The 17,125-nt window shown below is 66.9% G+C and carries 15 protein-coding genes; 8 read left to right on the top strand and 7 right to left on the bottom strand.

The features are described 5' to 3' along the window. Positions 1–50 precede the first annotated feature (50 nt). The 4 genes from A9J21_RS20560 to xdhA are packed head-to-tail and all read right to left on the bottom strand — an operon-like array spanning position 51 to position 6,105. Entirely contained in the window at positions 51–1,115 is a 1,065-nt protein-coding gene (locus tag A9J21_RS20560) for an adenosine deaminase (RefSeq protein WP_066739008.1), read from the bottom strand. Between the two features lie 44 nt (positions 1,116–1,159). Then, positions 1,160–2,164, bottom strand: coding sequence for a xanthine dehydrogenase accessory protein XdhC (gene xdhC, locus A9J21_RS20555; protein WP_066739007.1), 1,005 nt, complete (start codon positions 2,162–2,164; stop codon positions 1,160–1,162). A 36-nt stretch (positions 2,165–2,200) separates the two neighbouring features. After that, positions 2,201–4,579, bottom strand: a complete 2,379-nt coding sequence (gene xdhB, locus A9J21_RS20550; RefSeq protein ID WP_066739006.1) for a xanthine dehydrogenase molybdopterin binding subunit — start codon at positions 4,577–4,579, stop codon at positions 2,201–2,203. A gap of 11 nt (positions 4,580–4,590) precedes the next feature. After that, entirely contained in the window at positions 4,591–6,105 is a 1,515-nt protein-coding gene (gene xdhA, locus A9J21_RS20545; RefSeq protein ID WP_066739005.1) for a xanthine dehydrogenase small subunit, read from the bottom strand. 277 nt (positions 6,106–6,382) lie between these two features. Between xdhA and A9J21_RS20540 the strand changes: the two genes are divergently transcribed. From A9J21_RS20540 to A9J21_RS20505, 8 genes are all read left to right on the top strand, one after another. After that, positions 6,383–7,333: a LysR substrate-binding domain-containing protein gene (locus A9J21_RS20540; protein WP_066739004.1), complete on the top strand. Its 951-nt coding sequence runs from the start codon at positions 6,383–6,385 to the stop codon at positions 7,331–7,333. A 178-nt stretch (positions 7,334–7,511) separates the two neighbouring features. Next, complete coding sequence (locus A9J21_RS20535) at positions 7,512–8,609, top strand: substrate-binding domain-containing protein (protein WP_066739003.1); 1,098 nt, start codon at positions 7,512–7,514, stop codon at positions 8,607–8,609. 59 nt (positions 8,610–8,668) lie between these two features. Then, positions 8,669–9,292, top strand: a complete 624-nt coding sequence (locus tag A9J21_RS20530) for a DUF4126 domain-containing protein (protein WP_066739002.1) — start codon at positions 8,669–8,671, stop codon at positions 9,290–9,292. Between the two features lie 27 nt (positions 9,293–9,319). After that, positions 9,320–11,875, top strand: coding sequence for an ABC transporter permease (locus A9J21_RS20525; RefSeq protein WP_066739001.1), 2,556 nt, complete (start codon positions 9,320–9,322; stop codon positions 11,873–11,875). 6 nt (positions 11,876–11,881) lie between these two features. Beyond that, positions 11,882–12,301 (top strand): group II truncated hemoglobin, encoded by a 420-nt coding sequence (locus tag A9J21_RS20520; protein ID WP_066739038.1) that lies wholly within the window; start codon positions 11,882–11,884, stop codon positions 12,299–12,301. Next, complete coding sequence (locus A9J21_RS20515; RefSeq protein WP_066739000.1) at positions 12,288–12,890, top strand: DUF924 family protein; 603 nt, start codon at positions 12,288–12,290, stop codon at positions 12,888–12,890. Before A9J21_RS20520 ends, A9J21_RS20515 begins: the two co-directional genes overlap by 14 nt. A gap of 141 nt (positions 12,891–13,031) precedes the next feature. Further along, the gene (locus A9J21_RS20510; RefSeq protein ID WP_029050993.1) at positions 13,032–13,742 is read left to right on the top strand and encodes a TetR/AcrR family transcriptional regulator; all 711 of its coding nucleotides are present in this window, start codon (positions 13,032–13,034) and stop codon (positions 13,740–13,742) included. Further along, positions 13,739–14,323, top strand: coding sequence for a TIGR00730 family Rossman fold protein (locus tag A9J21_RS20505; RefSeq protein WP_066738999.1), 585 nt, complete (start codon positions 13,739–13,741; stop codon positions 14,321–14,323). The genes A9J21_RS20510 and A9J21_RS20505 overlap by 4 nt, the downstream gene beginning before the upstream one ends. A 93-nt stretch (positions 14,324–14,416) precedes the next feature. Here the strand turns inward: A9J21_RS20505 and A9J21_RS20500 are convergent, their stop codons facing one another. The 3 genes from A9J21_RS20500 to A9J21_RS20490 all read right to left on the bottom strand — a co-directional run bounded on the left by A9J21_RS20500 (position 14,417) and on the right by A9J21_RS20490 (position 16,997). Continuing rightward, a complete protein-coding gene (locus A9J21_RS20500) occupies positions 14,417–14,914 on the bottom strand; it encodes a diacylglycerol kinase (RefSeq protein WP_082926535.1) in 498 nt (165 codons plus the stop codon). Continuing rightward, the gene (locus tag A9J21_RS20495; RefSeq protein WP_066738998.1) at positions 14,841–15,959 is read right to left on the bottom strand and encodes a glycosyltransferase family 1 protein; all 1,119 of its coding nucleotides are present in this window, start codon (positions 15,957–15,959) and stop codon (positions 14,841–14,843) included. Before A9J21_RS20495 ends, A9J21_RS20500 begins: the two co-directional genes overlap by 74 nt. Before the next feature lie 126 nt (positions 15,960–16,085). Beyond that, positions 16,086–16,997 carry a UDP-2,3-diacylglucosamine diphosphatase gene (locus tag A9J21_RS20490; RefSeq protein WP_404851401.1) on the bottom strand — a complete coding sequence of 304 codons (912 nt, stop codon included), beginning with the start codon at positions 16,995–16,997 and terminating at the stop codon, positions 16,086–16,088. Positions 16,998–17,125 lie beyond the last annotated feature (128 nt).

The following is a 17,125-nucleotide window of genomic DNA, read 5'->3' as shown; positions in this document are numbered from 1 at the left end:
TGCCATGCAGGCAGCGGGCGCGGCATCCGGCGTTCTGGATATGCGCCCGCTTAGCTCGTGGTACTCACGTGAGCCGTTGCGGGCGGGGACATGGGCGTGGCCGACCAGAAGTGGTCGACCTCCGCCAGGAATTCGGCCTTCTGCGTGTCGGGCAGGAAGGCCGCTTCAAAACTGTTGCGGGCCAGCTTGTGGGCATCGGCCGCGTCCAGCGGCAGCGCGTCGAACGTGGCTTCCCAGTTGGCGTTCATGTAGCCGCCAAAGTAAGCCGGATCGTCCGAGTGCAGCGTCACGGCCACGCCGGCATCGAGCAGCTGCTTCAGCGAATGGTCGCGCAGGTCGGGATAGACCTTCAGCTTCTGGTTCGACAGCGGGCACACGGTCAGGGCGATGCGTTCGCGCGCCAGGCGCTGCACGAGCGCCGCGTCATCGATCGCACGCACGCCGTGATCGATGCGCTCGACCTTGAGGATGTCCAGGGCGTCGGTCACGTACTGGGCAGGGCCTTCCTCTCCGGCATGCGCCACCAGGTGCAGGCCCAGTTCCTTCGCCCTGGCGAACACGCGCGCGAACTTCTCCGGCGGGTTGCCGCGTTCGGACGAATCCAGGCCAACGCCGACAAAGCGGTCGCGGTAGGGCAGCGCGGCCTCCAGCGTGGCGAACGCGTCTTCTTCGGGCAGGTGCCGCAGAAAGCACAGGATCAGGCTGCTGGAAAAATCGTATTCGGTGCGGGCTTGCGCCAGCGCGTCCGAAATACCGTCGATCACGGTGCCGATCGGCACGCCGCGCTCGGTATGGGTCTGCGGATCGAAGAAGATCTCGGCATGGCGCACGTTGTCGGCAACGGCGCGCTTGACGTAGTCCATCGTCATGTCGAAGAAATCTTCCTCGGTCAGCAGCACGCTGGCGCCGGCGTAGTAGATGTCCAGGAACGATTGCAGGTCGGTGAACGCGTAGGCCGCGCGCAGCGCCTCCACGTCGGGGTAGGCCAGCTTGACGCTGTTGCGCTGGGCCAGCCGGAAGATCAGCTCGGGTTCGAGCGTGCCTTCGATATGCACGTGCAGTTCGGCCTTGGGGGTACGGCGGATCTTGTCCGCCAGCGCGGCATCGATGGTCATGGGGCCTCTTTTCTATGACTGACAGCCGGATCGCGGCTGTGCTGTTACGGAAGCACCGTCTCCAGCCGGTTGGCGCGCAGCGCGGCGATGCGCTGCTCGCGAACCTGCAAAAGCTGGGCGACGATGGCAACCGCAATCATAGCCGGAGCCTTGTCGGTGATGCCCGCAACGCCCATCGGGCAAGTCATCTCCGGCAGGCGCGCCGGGTCCACGCCATGCTCCACCATGCGGTGCTCGAACCGGGCGCGCTTGGTCTTCGAGCCGATCAGCCCGAAATACGCAAAATCGGTGCGGCGGAAGATCCGCTCGCAGAGCTGCTGGTCCAGCGCGTGGCTGTGCGTCATGACGATGAAGTACGAACCGGGCGGCGCCTGGTCGACCACGGCTTCGGGCGTGTCGGTGGCTTCGGCCGCCACGTTGTCGGGCAGGCCGCCCGGGAACAGCGTGTCGCGTTCGTCCACCCAATGCACGCGGCAAGGCAGCGTCGACAGCACCTTGACCAGCGCGTGGCCCACGTGCCCGGCGCCGAACAGCACCACGTGCATTTCGTCGGGCACCAGCGTGTCGGTCCAGCTGTCGTCGGCCTGCAGCACTGCCGTCGGCAGCAGCGCGCGGCTGGCGTCCACCGTGATCGCACCAGCCAGCGGCACCGTGCGTTGCAGCGCGCGACCGGCCCGGAAAGCCGCTTCGACGGCGTCGAGCCAGGCCAGGTCGGCTTCGCCCAGCACCTCGAATGCCAGCTTCACCACGCCGCCACAGCACTGGCCCAGCGCCGGGCCCAGCGGAATGCGCTCGATGCGGCGAAGGGGATTGCCGCGCACATGGCGGTTGGCCAGCATCGCCCGCGCGATATCCATGCCGCGCCATTCCAGATGGCCGCCGCCGATGGTGCCAACCAGGTCGCTGGCCGTGACCAGCATGCGGATGCCCGGCTCGCGCGGCGCGGAGCCCTTGACGTCGACGATGGTGACCATCGCCACGGGCACGCCGGCGCGCACCCAGCGGGAGGCATCGGCGAAGCGGAACGGTTTGAGCGGGGCGTCCTGCATGGTGTCTCTCTGGCTGACTGTCTGGCCTGACTGGCGTCAGGCGGGTACGGCTTCGGTCCCGGCGGCCTGCGCAGCCATCACGGCCTGCACGGCTTCCACGGCATCGAGGATCGCTTCGCTGGTGGCGGGCGCGCGCAGCGGCGGATTGACCCGGTAGTCACCCACGGCCGCAATGGCATCGCGGATGGCGAAGAACACCGAGAACGGCAGCAGCAGCGGCGGCTCTCCCACGGCCTTGGACCGGTGGATGCTGTCCTCGACGTTGCTGTTCTGGAACAGCCGCACGTTGAAGTCTTCCGGGCAGTCGTTGATCGTCGGGATCTTGTACGTCGACGGGGCGTGCGTCATCAGCTTGCCGTTCTGGTTCCACCACAGTTCCTCGGTGGTCAGCCAGCCCATGCCCTGGATGAACGCGCCTTCCACCTGGCCGATGTCGATGGCCGGGTTCAGCGACTTGCCGGCATCGTGCAGCGCATCGGCGCGCAGCAGCTTCCATTCGCCGGTCAGCGTATCGACGATCACCTCGGAGCACGCAGCCCCGTAGGCGTAGTAGTAGAACGGGCGGCCATGCAGCGCCTTCTGGTCCCAGTACAGCTTGGGCGTGGTGTAGAAGCCGTCCGACCAGAGCTGCACGCGAGCCACGTAGGCTTCGCGGGCCAGGTCGCCAAACGACAGGCGCAGTTCGCCGGCGATCACCAGGTCGTCGTTGAAACGCACGGCATCGGGCGCCACGCCGGCCTTGCGGGCGGCGAAGGCTGCCAGGCGTTCGCGGATCTGGCGCGCGGCGTCCTGCGCGGCCTTGCCGTTCAGGTCGGCGCCGGTCGATGCCGCCGTGGCCGACGTATTGGCAACCTTGCTGGTATCGGTGGCGGTCACGCGCACGCGTTCCATGCGGATGCCAAGCTCGTGTGCCACCACCATTGCCACCTTGGTGTTCAGGCCCTGGCCCATTTCGGTGCCACCGTGGTTCACCAGCACCGAGCCGTCGTTGTAGACGTGCACCAGCGCGCCGGCCTGGTTGTAGTGCGCCACGTTGAACGAGATGCCGAACTTGACCGGCGTAATGGCGATGCCCTTCTTCAGGACCGGGCTCTTGGCGTTGAATTCGCGCGTGGCGGCGCGGCGGGCCTGGTATTCGGACGTTGCCACCAGTTCGTCGATCAGTTCGTGGATGACGTTGTCTTCCACGGTCTGGCCGTACGGCGTGACGTTGCGCTCGCCCTTGCCGTAGAAGTTGGCACGGCGCACTTCCAGCGAGTCCTTGCCCACGTTGCGCGCCACGTTGTCGAGGATGTACTCGATGGCAAACGCGCCCTGCGGGCCGCCGAAGCCGCGGAAGGCGGTATTGCTCTGCGTGTTGGTCTTGCCGCAGTAGCCGTCGATCTGCACGTTCGGCAGCCAGTAGGCGTTGTCGAAGTGGCAGATGGCACGGGTCATCACCGGGCCCGACAGGTCGGCCGAGAAGCCGGCGCGCGACACCATCTCCACGCGCACGCCCTCGATGCGGCCGGCGTCGTCGTGGCCCACGTCGAAGTCGAACGTGAAGTCGTGGCGCTTGCCGGTGATCATCATGTCGTCGTCGCGATCCGGACGCAGCTTGACCGGGCACAGCAGCTTCCAGGCCGCCAGCGACGCGCAGCAAGCGAACATGGCCGACTGCGATTCCTTGCCGCCGAAGCCGCCGCCCATGCGCCGGCATTCCACCAGCACCTGGTGCGCGTGCCAGCCCAGCATGTGGGCCACGGCGTGCTGCATCTCGGTCGGGTGTTGCGTCGAGCACCAGACGTGCATGCCGTCGTTTTCGCGCGGCGCGGCGTAGGCGATCTGGCCTTCCAGGTAGAACTGTTCCTGGCCGCCGAGATGGATCTTCGCGCTGTCGCGATGCCTGGCGCCATCGAGGTGCTTGACCGGTTCGCCACGCGTCAGGTGCATCGGCGGCAGCACGTAGCTGCCGGCCGCATGGGCGGCCTCGGGTGTCAGCACCGGGGGCAGGTCTTCGTAGTCGATGTCGGCCAGGCGGGCGGCGCGGCGCGCGGCGTCATGCGACGACGCCACCACCACAAAGATTGGCTGGCCGATGAACTGCACCACGTCCTTTGCCAGGATCGGGTCGTCGTGGATGATCGGGCCGCAGTCGTTGACGCCGGGAATGTCGTCCACGGTCAGCACGGCCACCACGCCGGGCGCCTTGCGCACGCGGTCCAGGTTGACCGTCTTCAGCCGTGCGTGGGCCTTGGTGCTCATGCCCAGCGCGGCATGCAGCGTGCCGGCAAGCTCGGGAATGTCGTCGGTATAGGTGGCGGTGCCGGCCACATGCAGATGGGCCGATTCGTGCGGGCGCGAGATGCCGACCACCGGGGTGGATTCGGCGGCCACGCTGGCGTCGAGCAGGAAGGGTTCGGTTTGCTTGTTCATGCGGGCTCTCCTCAGGCGCTCACGGTTTCAGCGGCGCCCATGGGGTTTCCGGCCCCGATTGCGCGGACATTGACCATGGCGGCGGGCAGCGCGCCATCGCGCGTTTCCAGCCAGAAGCGATAGAGCAGGTTGGCGGCGCCACGGCTGCGATAGTCGGCGGTGGCACGCATATCGCTCAGCGGCGTGTAGTCCTGGCCCAGCGCGGTCATGCCGGCGCGGGCGGTGCTTTCGTTCCAGGGCTGTCCGGTCAGCGCAGCCTCGGCCAGTGCGGCGCGCTTCGGCGTGGCTGCCATGCCGCCGAACGCGATGCGCGCGGCGGTGACGATGCCGTTCTCCACCGTGATGCCGAACGCGGCGCACACGGCGGAGATGTCCTCGTCGAAACGCTTCGACAGCTTGTAGGTGCGGAAATGCTGCGGACCCTTGACCGGCACGCGCAGCGCGGCCACGAATTCGCCCTCGACCATGGCCGTCTTCTGGTAGGCCAGGTACAGGTCTTCCAGCGGCATCGTGCGGCGCACGCTGCCATGCTGCAGCACCACCTCGGTGCCCAGCGCAATCAGGGCGGGCATCGAATCACCGATCGGCGAGCCGTTGGCGACGTTGCCGCCCAGCGTGCCGGCATTGCGGATCGGCAGCGACGCAAAGCGCTTCCACAATTCCTCAAGCTCCGGATGGGCAACGTTCAGCGCGGCGTAGGCCTTTTCCAGCGTCACGGCGGCGCCGATCTCGACAAAGCCATCGCGCTCGGCAATCGTGTTCAGGTCTTCCACCTGGCCCACGTAGAGCAGGTTGCCCAGTTCGCGGAACTGCTTCGTGACCCACAGGCCCACGTCGGTGCTGCCGGCCAGGATGCGGATATTGGGCTCGGCAGCCTTGATCGCGCCGAATTCGGCAGCGGTGCGCGGGGCGTAGAAGTGCTGGCCCTTCACGTTGTAGTGGAACGTCTCGCCACGCTTCAGGTTGCGCAGGGTGTCGGCGATCTGCTTCGGGTTCAGGCGGCTGGCCGTCGGGGCGGGCAGGGCCATCATGCGCTGGCCGGCGTCCACGATCGGGCGGTAGCCGGTGCAGCGGCACAGGTTGCCGGTCAGCGCGTCGCAGATTTCCTGGCGTGCCGGCGGTTCGCCGCCGGGCGTGTGCTGCTGGTACAGCGCCCACAGCGACATCACGAAGCCGGGCGTGCAGAAGCCGCACTGCGAGCCGTGGCACTCGACCATCGCCTCCTGCACCGGGTGCAGGGCGCCGTCGGCCTGGCGCAGGTCCTCGACGGTGATCAGGGCCTTGCCGTCCAGGGTGGGCAGGAACTGGATGCAGGCGTTGACGGCCTTGAATTCGACGTTGCCGTCGGCCTTCAGGTCGCCGATCACCACGGTGCAGGCACCGCAGTCGCCTTCGGCGCAGCCTTCCTTGGTGCCGGTGCAGCGCACGTCTTCACGCAGGTACTGCAGCACGGTACGTGTCACGGGGGCGTCGGATACTTCCTGGACCTGGCCGCGGTGGAAAAAGCGGATGGTTTGCGTCTCCATGGTCTTCTCTCTTTCGGGGATGGCGGAAACATAGCACCGGGTCTTTTCCTGCAATATTTGGCCCATGTGATATGCCCCATCAAGGCGCGTGCCGGCGGGCGCCGCATCCCCGCAATCGCTGCCCCGGAGCGGCCTGGCGCCGATCTACGGGTCTACCCGTAGTGCATCCGGACGAGAGGCCGGATTTGACCGCATCCGGGGTGGCTGTCTTACACTATGCGCCGTTCCCTTCCCCCACGCCACCCGCGCCTGCCAAAAGAGCACGGTGGCATCTGCCATGCACGGACGCGACCATCTCGATACTTATTTGCTGCGGGTACTGCACACCCTGCTCACCGAGCAGAGCGTGACCCGCACCGCCGTCCGCCTGGGCCAGTCGCAGCCGGCCATCAGCAACACGCTCAAGCGGCTGCGCGAAATCACCGGTGACGCCATCCTGGTGCGCGGCAAGAGCGGCATGGTGCCAACCGAGCGCGGCCGCGAACTGCTGCTGCTGGCCGAACAGAGCCTGGCGGCGATGGATCGCATCGCCCGCCCGCCGCAGCAGTTCGATCCTGCCACCACCACGCGCACGTTCCATCTGGGCGCGCCCGACTACCTGGATGCGTTCTTCCTGCCCAATATCGTCGAGCGCGTGCGCCGGCTGGCGCCCGGCGCCAAGCTGTTCGTGCATCCGATGACGCAGTCGACGGATTTCCTCGATGCGCTGGAGCAGGGCCATCTGGACATCGTGGTGGGCAACTGGCTGTCGCCGCCCGAGCACCTGCACATCTCGCCGCTGTTCGACGACGAGGTGGTCTGCATGCTGGGCGCCCAGCACCCGCTGGCGCGCCACGGGCTGACGCTGCGCCACTACCTGGAAATGCCGCACCTGGCGCCCGCGCCGTATGCGTCGATGCAGCGCAGCATGATCGACCAGGCGCTGGCAGAGCAGGGCTACAAGCGCAATATCCAGGTCACGCTGCCGTACTTTGGCCTGGTGCCCTATGTGCTGATGAAAACCGACATGGTGTTCACCACGGGCCGCCAGTTTGCCGCCCACTATGCGCAGTACCTGCCGATCCGCATGGTGCCGTCGCCGGTGCAGTTCCCGCGCATGCGCTTCTACCAGCTCTGGCACGAGCGCTGCCATGCCGCCCCGGACGTGATGTGGCTGCGCCGCATGATTGCCGAGGTGGCCTCCGACCTGCCCCAGCTTCCCCGCCTGGAATCGGCACCCGCCAGCTAAGCCGGCCGATGTGCCTTGCGCTGTACTTGCGCTGGCGCCGTGCGTCTGTACTTATGCTGAACGTATCATAATTGCCATCGCGACGATTGCCGTGGAGAATGCCCGGAATCGTCGTGGAAACCGGGGCAAACGCTTGTCATCGAGCCACATAGTCGCGCAGTTATGCAAGGCAGAACATATGACATTCCGTTTCGACCTGTTTCCGGTGATCGCCGCCGATGACAACCCGCGTGCCAACGGGAAGGTGTTCCAGCTGCTCAAGGCAGTGCGCGAAACGGGGTCGCTGCACCGCGCGGCACAGGAAATCGGGTTGTCCTATCGTCACGCCTGGGGCGTGATGCGCACCTGGGAAGACATGCTGGGCCGGCCCATGCTCGACATGGAGCGCGGCCGGGGGGCATCGCTGACGCGCTTTGGCGAACGCCTGCTGCGGGCCGAACTGCGCCTGCGCGAAACCATCGATCCGGCCATGCAGCGGGCCATGGCGGAATTCCTGAGCGAACTCGACGATGCGGCGGCGCCGCAAACGGTGCTGCATTTTTCCGGCAGCCACGATCCGGCCGTTGAAACGTTGTCGGCGGCGCTGCGCGAAAAGCCCATGCCGCTGCAGCTGGATACCGTGTTCTGCGGCAGTGTCGAGGCGCTGGTCTGCCTGCAGGAGCGCCAGTCCGAACTGGCCGGCTTCTATGTGTCGCCGATCCAGACCGCCGGCTCGGTGGCGCACGTGACGCTGCGCAAGTGGCTGCGCCCGGCCACCGTGCGGCTGGTGCGCCTGGCCTGGCGCGAGCAGGGGCTGATCGTGGCACCCGACCTGGCCCGCGAACTGCGCGACCTGCGCGACCTGCCGCGTACCGGCGCGCGCTTTGTGAACCGCCAGCGCAGTTCGGGCACGCGCATGCTGTTCGACCAGTTGCTGGCCACGCATGGCCTGTATCCCGACCAGATCACGGGCTACGAGGAAACCGAGTTCAGCAACGAAAAGGTGGCCGAAGCTGTACACGCCGGGCGCGCCCAGGTGGGCTTTGGCCTGCGCATGAACGCCGAGGCACGCGGGCTGACGTTCGTGCCGCTCACGCACGAGGCCTACTACCTGGCGATCCGCAAGAACGACCAGACCGCGCCGTGGATGCAGGGGCTGCTGTCGCTGCTGTCCGACCCCGGTTTTGCGCGCCGGCTGGAGCAGCTGCCCGGCTACCGGGCGGCCGAGCCCACGGGCATCCTGACACCCCAGGAGGCGCTGCCCTGGTACGGCCCGGACGGCAAGGAAGGCCCCTGACCGCCGCTGGCGTTACACTCACCGGAAGTTGAACGCGCGCTCGGTCGCGAGGAGCTTCCATGCTGGAAACCGCTGCGCTGGCTGCGGGCATGTCCTGGGCCAGTGGCCTGCGCCTGTACCTGGCCGTGCTGACGGCGGGCGTGCTGGCCCGCCTGGGCTGGCTTGACCTGCCGTCGGGCCTGCAGGTGCTGTCGTCCTGGTGGGTGATCGGGGTGGCCGCGGCGATGACCGTGGCGGAGTTCGTGGCCGACAAGGTGCCCGGGTTCGACACCGTCTGGGACGGCATCCAGACCTTTATCCGCATTCCGGCCGGGGCGATCCTGGCGGCGGCCGCGTTCGGCCACATGGACCCGCAGTGGACCGTGGCGGCCGGCCTGATTGGCGGCACGCTGGCCGGCACCGCCCATGCCGCCAAGGCTGGTACACGGGCGCTGATCAATGTGTCGCCCGAACCTTTTTCGAACTGGGTGGCCTCATTTACCGAGGATATCGGCACGGTCGGCGGGCTGCTGCTGGCGTTCTTCCTGCCGGTCGTATTCCTGATCCTGCTGGTGCTGTTCCTGGTGCTGGCCGCGTGGCTGGTGCCCAAGCTGTGGCGCGGCGCACGGCGCCTGCATGCCAGCCTGCGCGACAAGGCGCAGGCATCCACGCCGCCGGCAAAGCAGCCGCCGCATCGTCCCTGAATCCTTCTTTCCAACTGTCAGCCGAACATGTCGACTGCCTCCGATTCCGTGGTTCCCCAAGCAAGGTTTTCCCCCTGGCGCCAGGCCCTGCGCATGGCGCGCCGCGACTGGCTGGCCGGCGAGCTGACGCTGCTGCTGTTCGCCCTGGTGCTGGCCGTGGCCGCGCTGACCAGCGTGGGCTTCCTGGCAGACCGCATGCGCCTGGGGCTGGAGCGCGACGCGCGGCAGATGATTGCCGCCGATGTGCTGCTGATCTCCGATCAGCCGTTCGACGCCGCGTTCAGTGACCGTGCCAGGCGCGACGGCCTGCAGGTGGCCCAGACCGTTACCTTTCCGAGCATGGCGACGGCACGTGCCAACGGCGCGCCGGCGCAGGGCGAGGCACCCAGCCAGCTTGGCGCGCTGAAGGCCGTGACCGACGGCTATCCGTTGCGCGGCCGGCTCAAGGTCACGCAGACACCCGGCGGGCCGGAATCGAACGCCGAAGGCATTCCGGCGCCCGGTACCGTTTGGGTGGACGAGGCACTGCTGATCGCCCTGAACCTGCGGGTCGGTGACGGACTGCAGCTTGGCAGCAAGACGTTCCGCATCGACCGCATCATCACGCAGGAACTGGATCGTGGCGCCGGCTTCATGAACTTCGCCCCGCGCGTGCTGCTGCCGATGTCGGACCTCGAAGCCACGAAGCTGATCGGCTGGGGCAGCCGCGTGACCTATCGCCTGCTGGTGGCGGGCCCCGATGCCGCCGGCGAGGCCTATCGCAAATGGGCCGTTGCCGAGATCGAGCAGCGTCATCTGCGCAATACGCGCGTGGAATCGCTGGAGTCCGGGCAGCCCCAGATGCGCGCGACGCTGGATCGCGCCGAGCGGTTCCTGTCGCTGGTGGCGGTGCTGTCGTCGATGATCGCGGCGGTTGCCATTGCGATGTCCGCGCGCCGCTACATGCAGCGCCATACCGATGCCTGCGCCGTGTACAAGTGCATGGGCCTGTCGCGCGGCCAGATCCTGGCAGCGTTCGGTATCGAATTCCTGTTGCTGGGCCTGGGCGGCGCCATCGTGGGCGTGGCGCTGGGCTACGCGGCGCACTACGGCCTGCTGATGTCGCTGGGAGGCCTGCTGCAGGTGTCGCTGCCCCATCCTTCGTGGGTGCCGGCCATGGTTGGCGTGGCAGCCGGGCTGGTGTTGCTGACCGGGTTTGCGTTGCCGCCGCTGCTGGCGCTGACGCGCATTGCGCCGCTGCGCGTGTTGCGGCGCGACGTGGGCGTGCCGCCGATTTCCGCCTGGGTGGCCTATGCGCTGGGCCTGGGCGCGTTCGTGGCGCTGCTGATGGTGGCGGCGCGCGACCTCAAGCTTGGCCTGACCACGGCAGGCGGCTTCGCTGGCGCCGGGGTGGTGTTCGCGCTGCTGGCGCTGGGCCTGCTGATGGCGCTGTCACGCACCATGCGCGGCCGTGCCCGCGGCAGCGTGGGGTGGCGCTTTGCGCTGGCGGTGCTGGAGCGGCGCCGCGGCGTGACCGTGCTGCAGACCGTGGCGCTGGCGGTGGGGCTGATGGCGTTGCTGCTGCTGGGCATGACCCGTAACGACCTGATCGATTCCTGGCGCAATGCCACGCCGGCCGACGCGCCGAACCGATTCATCATCAATATCCAGCCCGACCAGCGCGAGCCGCTGCGCGCCATGCTGGCGACGAGCGGGGTCGATGACCTGCTGTTTCCGATGGTGCGCGGGCGCCTGATCCAGATCGGCGACCGGCCGGTGCAGGCCAGCAGCTACCCGGACGGCCGTGCGCGCAACCTGGTGGAGCGCGAATTCAACCTGTCGTACATGGACAAGATGCCCGACGGCAACGAAGTGGTGGCTGGCCGTTGGGAAGGCGGGGCGTCGGTGGAGGAGGGCATCGCCAGGACGCTGCATATCCGGCTGGGCGATACGCTGCGTTTCGATGTGGCGGGCCAGATCGTCGAGGCGCCGGTGACATCGTTGCGCAAGCTCGAATGGGGCTCGATGCGCGTCAACTTCTTCGTGATCCTGCCGGTTGCCAAGATGCAGGGCCTGCCCGAGACGTTTATCACGTCGTTCTACCTGCCGCCGGCCAAGGCGGCGCTGGGCAACCGGCTGACGGCCGCCTTCCCGAACATCACGGTGGTCAATACCGACCTGATCCTGCGCCAGATCCAGAACGTGCTGGACCAGGTGATCGCGGCGGTGGAATTCCTGTTCGTCTTCACGTTGCTGGCCGGTGTGACAGTGCTCTATGCCGCACTGTCCGGGGCGCGCGACGAACGCAAGCGCGATGCCGGCCTGCTCAAGGCGCTTGGCGCGCCGGCGTCGCTGGTGCGGCAGACCCAGTACGCTGAATTCCTTGTGGTGGGGGGGCTGGCGGGCTTTCTGGCAAGCCTGGGCGCGATTGCCGTAGGCTGGGGACTGTCGCAGTTCGTGTTCGACTTCCCGTATCGCTTCAATGCGTGGATTGTGCCGGTCGGCGTGGTTTCTGGCATGCTGTGCGCTTTTGCCGGCGGCTGGCTCGGCTTGCGCGAGGTGCTGCGGCAGCCGGCGCTTGCCACGCTGCGCGATGTGAATTGATTGGCCATGATTACCGAACCTGCAGAACCCGAAGACAATCGCGAAGAAATCACCGCCTATGAACTGATTGGCGGCGAAGGGCGCGTACGCGAACTGGTCGACCGTTTTTATGACCTGATGGACCTGGAAACCGAGTTCGCCGGACTGCGCGCGTTGCATCCGCCGTCGCTGGACGGCTCCCGCGACAAGCTGTTCTGGTTCCTGTGCGGCTGGCTGGGCGGCCCGAACTACTTTATCGAGCGCTTTGGCCACCCGCGCCTGCGGGCGCGCCACCTGCCGTTCGAAATCGGCACCAGCGAGCGTGACCAGTGGATGCGCTGCATGGCGCTGGCGATGCAGGATGTGGGGCTGCCGGAGTCTCTGCAGATGCGTCTGATGCAGGCGCTGTTCCAGACCGCCGACTGGATGCGCAATGTCCAGCGCTAGGCCGCTGCCCGCCGACGCACAGGCCGTGCTGGCGTTCTGGTTCGGCCTGCCCGGATCGCCCGGATGGGATGTGTCGCGGCGCGAGTGGTTTGCCAAATCGGACGATTTCGATGCCAGGATCCGCGAGCAATTCCTGCCGGTCTGGCAGGCTGCGCATGACGATGCAAACGACGACTGGTCTGTGACGCCCGAGGGCGCCTGCGCGCGCATCGTGCTGCTGGACCAGTTCCCGCGCAACATGTTCCGTGGCGAGGCGCGCAGCTTTGCCACCGATGCGCAGGCGCTGGCCGTGGCGCGGCGCATGCTGGCCGAAGGCTGGGACCGGCAGTTGCCGACGCCCTGGCATCGCGTGTTCTGCTATCTGCCGTTCGAGCATGCCGAGTCCCTGGCCGACCAGGAGATCTCCGTGCGCGAAACCACCGCGCTGCGCCAGGACACGGCGGGCCGGGTCGATGTGCTGGAGTGGGCCGTCAAGCACCAGGAAATCATCGCGCGTTTCGGCCGCTTCCCGCACCGCAACGCGGTGCTGGGCCGCGACAGCAGCGCGGAAGAACTGGCCTTCCTCAAGCAGCCCGGATCGCGCTTCTAGGCGCGCCGTCGGGCAAGGCGTGCAGGCCGGACGGACGATTCTTGCTGCCCGAGCCTGTGCCTTGGACGCCGCATGGCGGAGTGCCGGGGCCCGGTGTGCTTATAATCCCAATCCTGCCGATTCACAGTCTTTCCGATACCCATGGAAGCCAAACCGCAAGCCGGTCCGCGCCGTACCCGAGACCGCATCCTCGACGTGTCGCTGCGCCTGTTCAATGAACTCGGCGAGCCCAACGTCACCACCACGACGATTGCGGAAGCCATGGAAATCAGCCCTGGCAACCTGTACTACCACTTCCGCAACAAGGACGACATCATCAACTCGATCTTCGTGCGCTTCGAGCAGGAGATGGAGCGCCGCCTGAAGATGCCGGAAGACCACAAGGCCACGCTGGGCGAGAGCTGGGGCTATCTGCAGTACATGTCCGAGTTCCTGTGGAACTACCGCTTCCTGTATCGCGACATCAACGATCTGCTGGCGCGCAACCGGATGCTGGAGACCAACTTCAAGCGCATCGTCGACCAGAAGAAGCGCTTTGCGCTGGAAATCTGCCGCCAGTTCCAGGAGGACGGCGACATGGAGGCCACGCCCGAACAGGTCGATGCGGTGTGTACCAATATTGTTGTAATTGCCACGTACTGGCTGTCGTTCCAGTTCGTGCAGCATCCGCGCCAGTACAACGATCCCGAGCAGATCCGCGGCTACCTGCACGGGTCGAGCTATCACATCTTCTCGATCCTGGCGCCGTACCTGCGCGGCAAGGCGCGCGAGGCATTCGACCAGCTGGCGCGCGAATACGCCGCTGAAAAGGCGGCTGCCGAGGCGGCCAAGGCCGAAAAGGACAAAAAGTGAAATCGGTTTGCGTGTATTGCGGTTCCAGTCCCGGCTTCCGGCCGGAATATGCCGAAGCGGCGAAGGCACTGGGCCAGACCATGGCCGAACAGGGCCTGGCGCTGGTCTACGGTGGCGGCAAGGTCGGGCTGATGGGCATCGTGGCCGACAGCGTCCTGGCGCACGGCGGCACGGCCATCGGCGTGATCCCCGACGCGCTGATGCAGAAGGAAGTGGGCCATCGCGGCCTGACCGAACTGCACGTGGTGCGCAACATGCACGAGCGCAAGCAGATGATGGCCGACCGGTCGGACGCGTTCATCGCCATGCCCGGCGGCGTGGGCACGTTCGAGGAACTGTTCGAGACGTTCACGTGGGCGCAGCTTGGCTACCACGACAAACCGGTGGGCCTGCTCAACGTGGCCGGCTTCTACGACGGCATGCTGGCGTTCCTGAAGCACGCCGTGGGCGAAGGGTTCCTGAAACAGGTACACGCCGACATGCTGCACGTATCGGCATCGCCGCAGGATCTGCTGGGCCAGCTGGCCGCCGCACCGCGCGTGCGCGTGGACAAGTGGCAGGAAGGGCGCGAGAAGACGTAAGCGTGCAAGGGAATGCCCGCCGCAAAGAGAAAACGCCGCCAGCGATGGCGGCGTTCTGCTTTCTGGCGAAACAGCTAGTTCACGGGCCGGCGCCTAGCTCGACAGCATCCCGATCCAGCGCACCACGTGCGGGCCGCCAATCGCGATCCATGTTCCGCCACACAGGATCAGCGCCAGCATCACCGCCGCGCTGCCGAAGTCCTTGGCGCGCTTGGACAGGCTGTGGCGTTCCAGCGAGATCCGGTCGATGGCCGCTTCCACGCTCGAATTGAGCAGTTCCACGATCAGCACCAGCAACAGCGTGCCCAGCAGCATCACGCGTTCGACCACGGACACCGGCAGGATGAACGCGCAGGGCGTCAGGATGACCACCAGTGTCAGTTCCTGGCGAAACGCGCTTTCCTCCAGCACCGCGTAGCGCAGCCCCGACAGCGAGTTGATTGCCGCGTGCCAGGCGCGCGTCAGGCCGCGGTTGCCCTTGTGCGGATTGTTGGCGATCGAGTATTCGGTTTCCACTTCAGCCGCCACCCGGGTGGCGGTTGGCCGGTGCAGCGACGGATCGGGCGGTAGCGTGGGTTGGGGCTTGGCCATGATCGGGTGCGACGGAAGATTCCGGATGGTCGGATCCGCCCGCCGTGCTGGGCAGCGGACGCAGATGCGCAAGGAACTGCTCGGATGCCGCCCGCCACGAGAATTTCTCGGCATGGGCGCGTGCGGTTGCGCGGTCGATGCGCAACGCCTCCAGGCAGGCCTCCCGCAAGTCTTCGTGCATCACGCCGGCCGGGCTGTCACCGAGCACATCGATCGGACCCGTCACCGGGTACGCCGCCACGGGCAGCCCACTGGCCAGTGCTTCCAGCAGGACCAGCCCGAAGGTATCGGTCTTGCTGGGAAACACGAAGACGTCTGCCGAAGCATACACCTTCGCGAGTTCGGGCTGCTTGAGCACCCCGAGGTAATTGGCCGTGGGATAGCGCGCCTTCAGGGCCGCCAGCGCCGGACCATCGCCCACCACCCACTTCGAGCCCGGCAGGTCGAGCTGCAGGAAGGCCTCGACGTTCTTTTCCACAGCCACGCGGCCCACGTAGAGGAAGATCGGATGGGCGGTGTTTAAAACGTTCGCTCGCTGGGCGGTGAATACGTCCAGGTCCACGCCGCGCGTCCAGAGCACGCCGTGCGTGATGCCGTAGTCGTGCAGGTCCTTCAGCACCACCGGGGTGGGCGCCATGACGGCACGTGCGGGGCCGTGGAACCAGCGCAGGAAGCGATACGTCCAGGCCAGCGGCATGCCGAAGCGCGCCTGCACGTACTCCGGAAACCGCGTGTGATAGGCCGTGGTGAACGGCAGCTTGTGCTTGATCGCATAGGCGCGGGCAGCCAGGCCCAGCGGGCCTTCGGTGGCAATATGCAGGGCGTCCGGGCGAAACGTGTCGATACGGCGCCGGACCTTGGTGGACGGCAGGATCGACAGGCGGATCTCGGGGTAGGTCGGGCACGGCACCGTGCGGAATTCCAGCGGGGTGAGCAGATCCACCGTGTGACCCATGGCTTCGAGTTCGCGGCGGGTCGACTTCAGCGTGCGAACCACGCCGTTGACCTGCGGTTCCCATGCGTCGGTGACAATCATGACTCTCATTGAGGCTCCTTGGGGCGGCAGCGCCGTGGTGTTGTGGGGTGGCGGGTCCGCGCCGGACAGGCCGGCGCGGGGCGCAGCAGATTGGCGGTCGCGCGCGTGCGTGACCGGGCCGTGACCGGACCCTTGTCAGGCCGCGATCTCGTCAGTGCGGCGGCGCCGGCGGGTGGCCGGCACCGGCGGATCGATCAGCGTGGTCCAGTAGACGATCTTCAACTCGCCTTCCATGGTCTCCACCAGCGCCGAAAGGCTCTCCACCCAGTCGCCGTCGTTGCAGTAGAGCTGGCCGTCCACCTCGCGGATCTCGGCCTTGTGGATGTGGCCACAGACCACGCCATCGCAGCCGCGGCGGCGCGCCTCGTCCACCATCGCGTGTTCGAACGAGTTGATGTAGCTCACCGCGTTCTTGACCTGGTGCTTCAGGTATTGCGACAGCGACCAGTAGTCGAATCCCAGTCGGGCACGCACGCGGTTGAAGTGGCGGTTCAGCGCCAGGATCATCGTGTAGAGCGAATCGCCCAGGTAGGCCAGCCATTTGGCATGCTGGACCACGCCGTCGAACAGGTCGCCATGCACGACCCACAGCCGCTTGCCGGTGGCCGTCACGTGCACGGCGTCCTCGCGCACGCTGACGTCGCCGAAGGCCAGGCCGTCGAACTGGCGCGCGCCTTCGTCGTGATTGCCGGGGATGTAGATCACCTCGGTACCCTTGCGCGCCTTGCGCAGCAGCTTCTGCACCACGTCGTTGTGGCTCTGCGGCCAGTACCAGCCACGACGCAGTTGCCAGCCATCGATGATGTCGCCAACCAGATAAAGCACGTCCGAATCGTTGTGCTTGAGGAAGTCGAGCAGGTAGGTGGCCTGGCAGCCCGGCGTGCCCAGGTGGATATCGGACAGCCAGATGGCACGGTAGCGGTGCGCGGAAGGCTCCGCGGCGGCTACGGGACGGGTGCCGGAATCGGTGGTGTCGTGCAGGGGTGTGGCGCGGGCAGGGGACAGATCGGCTTGCGGCGGCATGAACGCCGCGAAGGCGGCAGGCATCGAAAGCGCCGTGTCAGGCTTGCCGCGCAGACGCTGCGCAACCCTCGACAAACTCACGCGTGCAGATCGGATGGCTTGAACCATGGTGGCCCCGGTATCGGCGATGGCTGCATTGGGCCAGTGCCGCA

Source organism: Cupriavidus sp. D384 (assembly GCF_001652915.1).
Classification (GTDB): Bacteria; Pseudomonadota; Gammaproteobacteria; order Burkholderiales; family Burkholderiaceae; genus Cupriavidus.
This window is presented reverse-complemented; position numbering and strand designations above follow the sequence as displayed.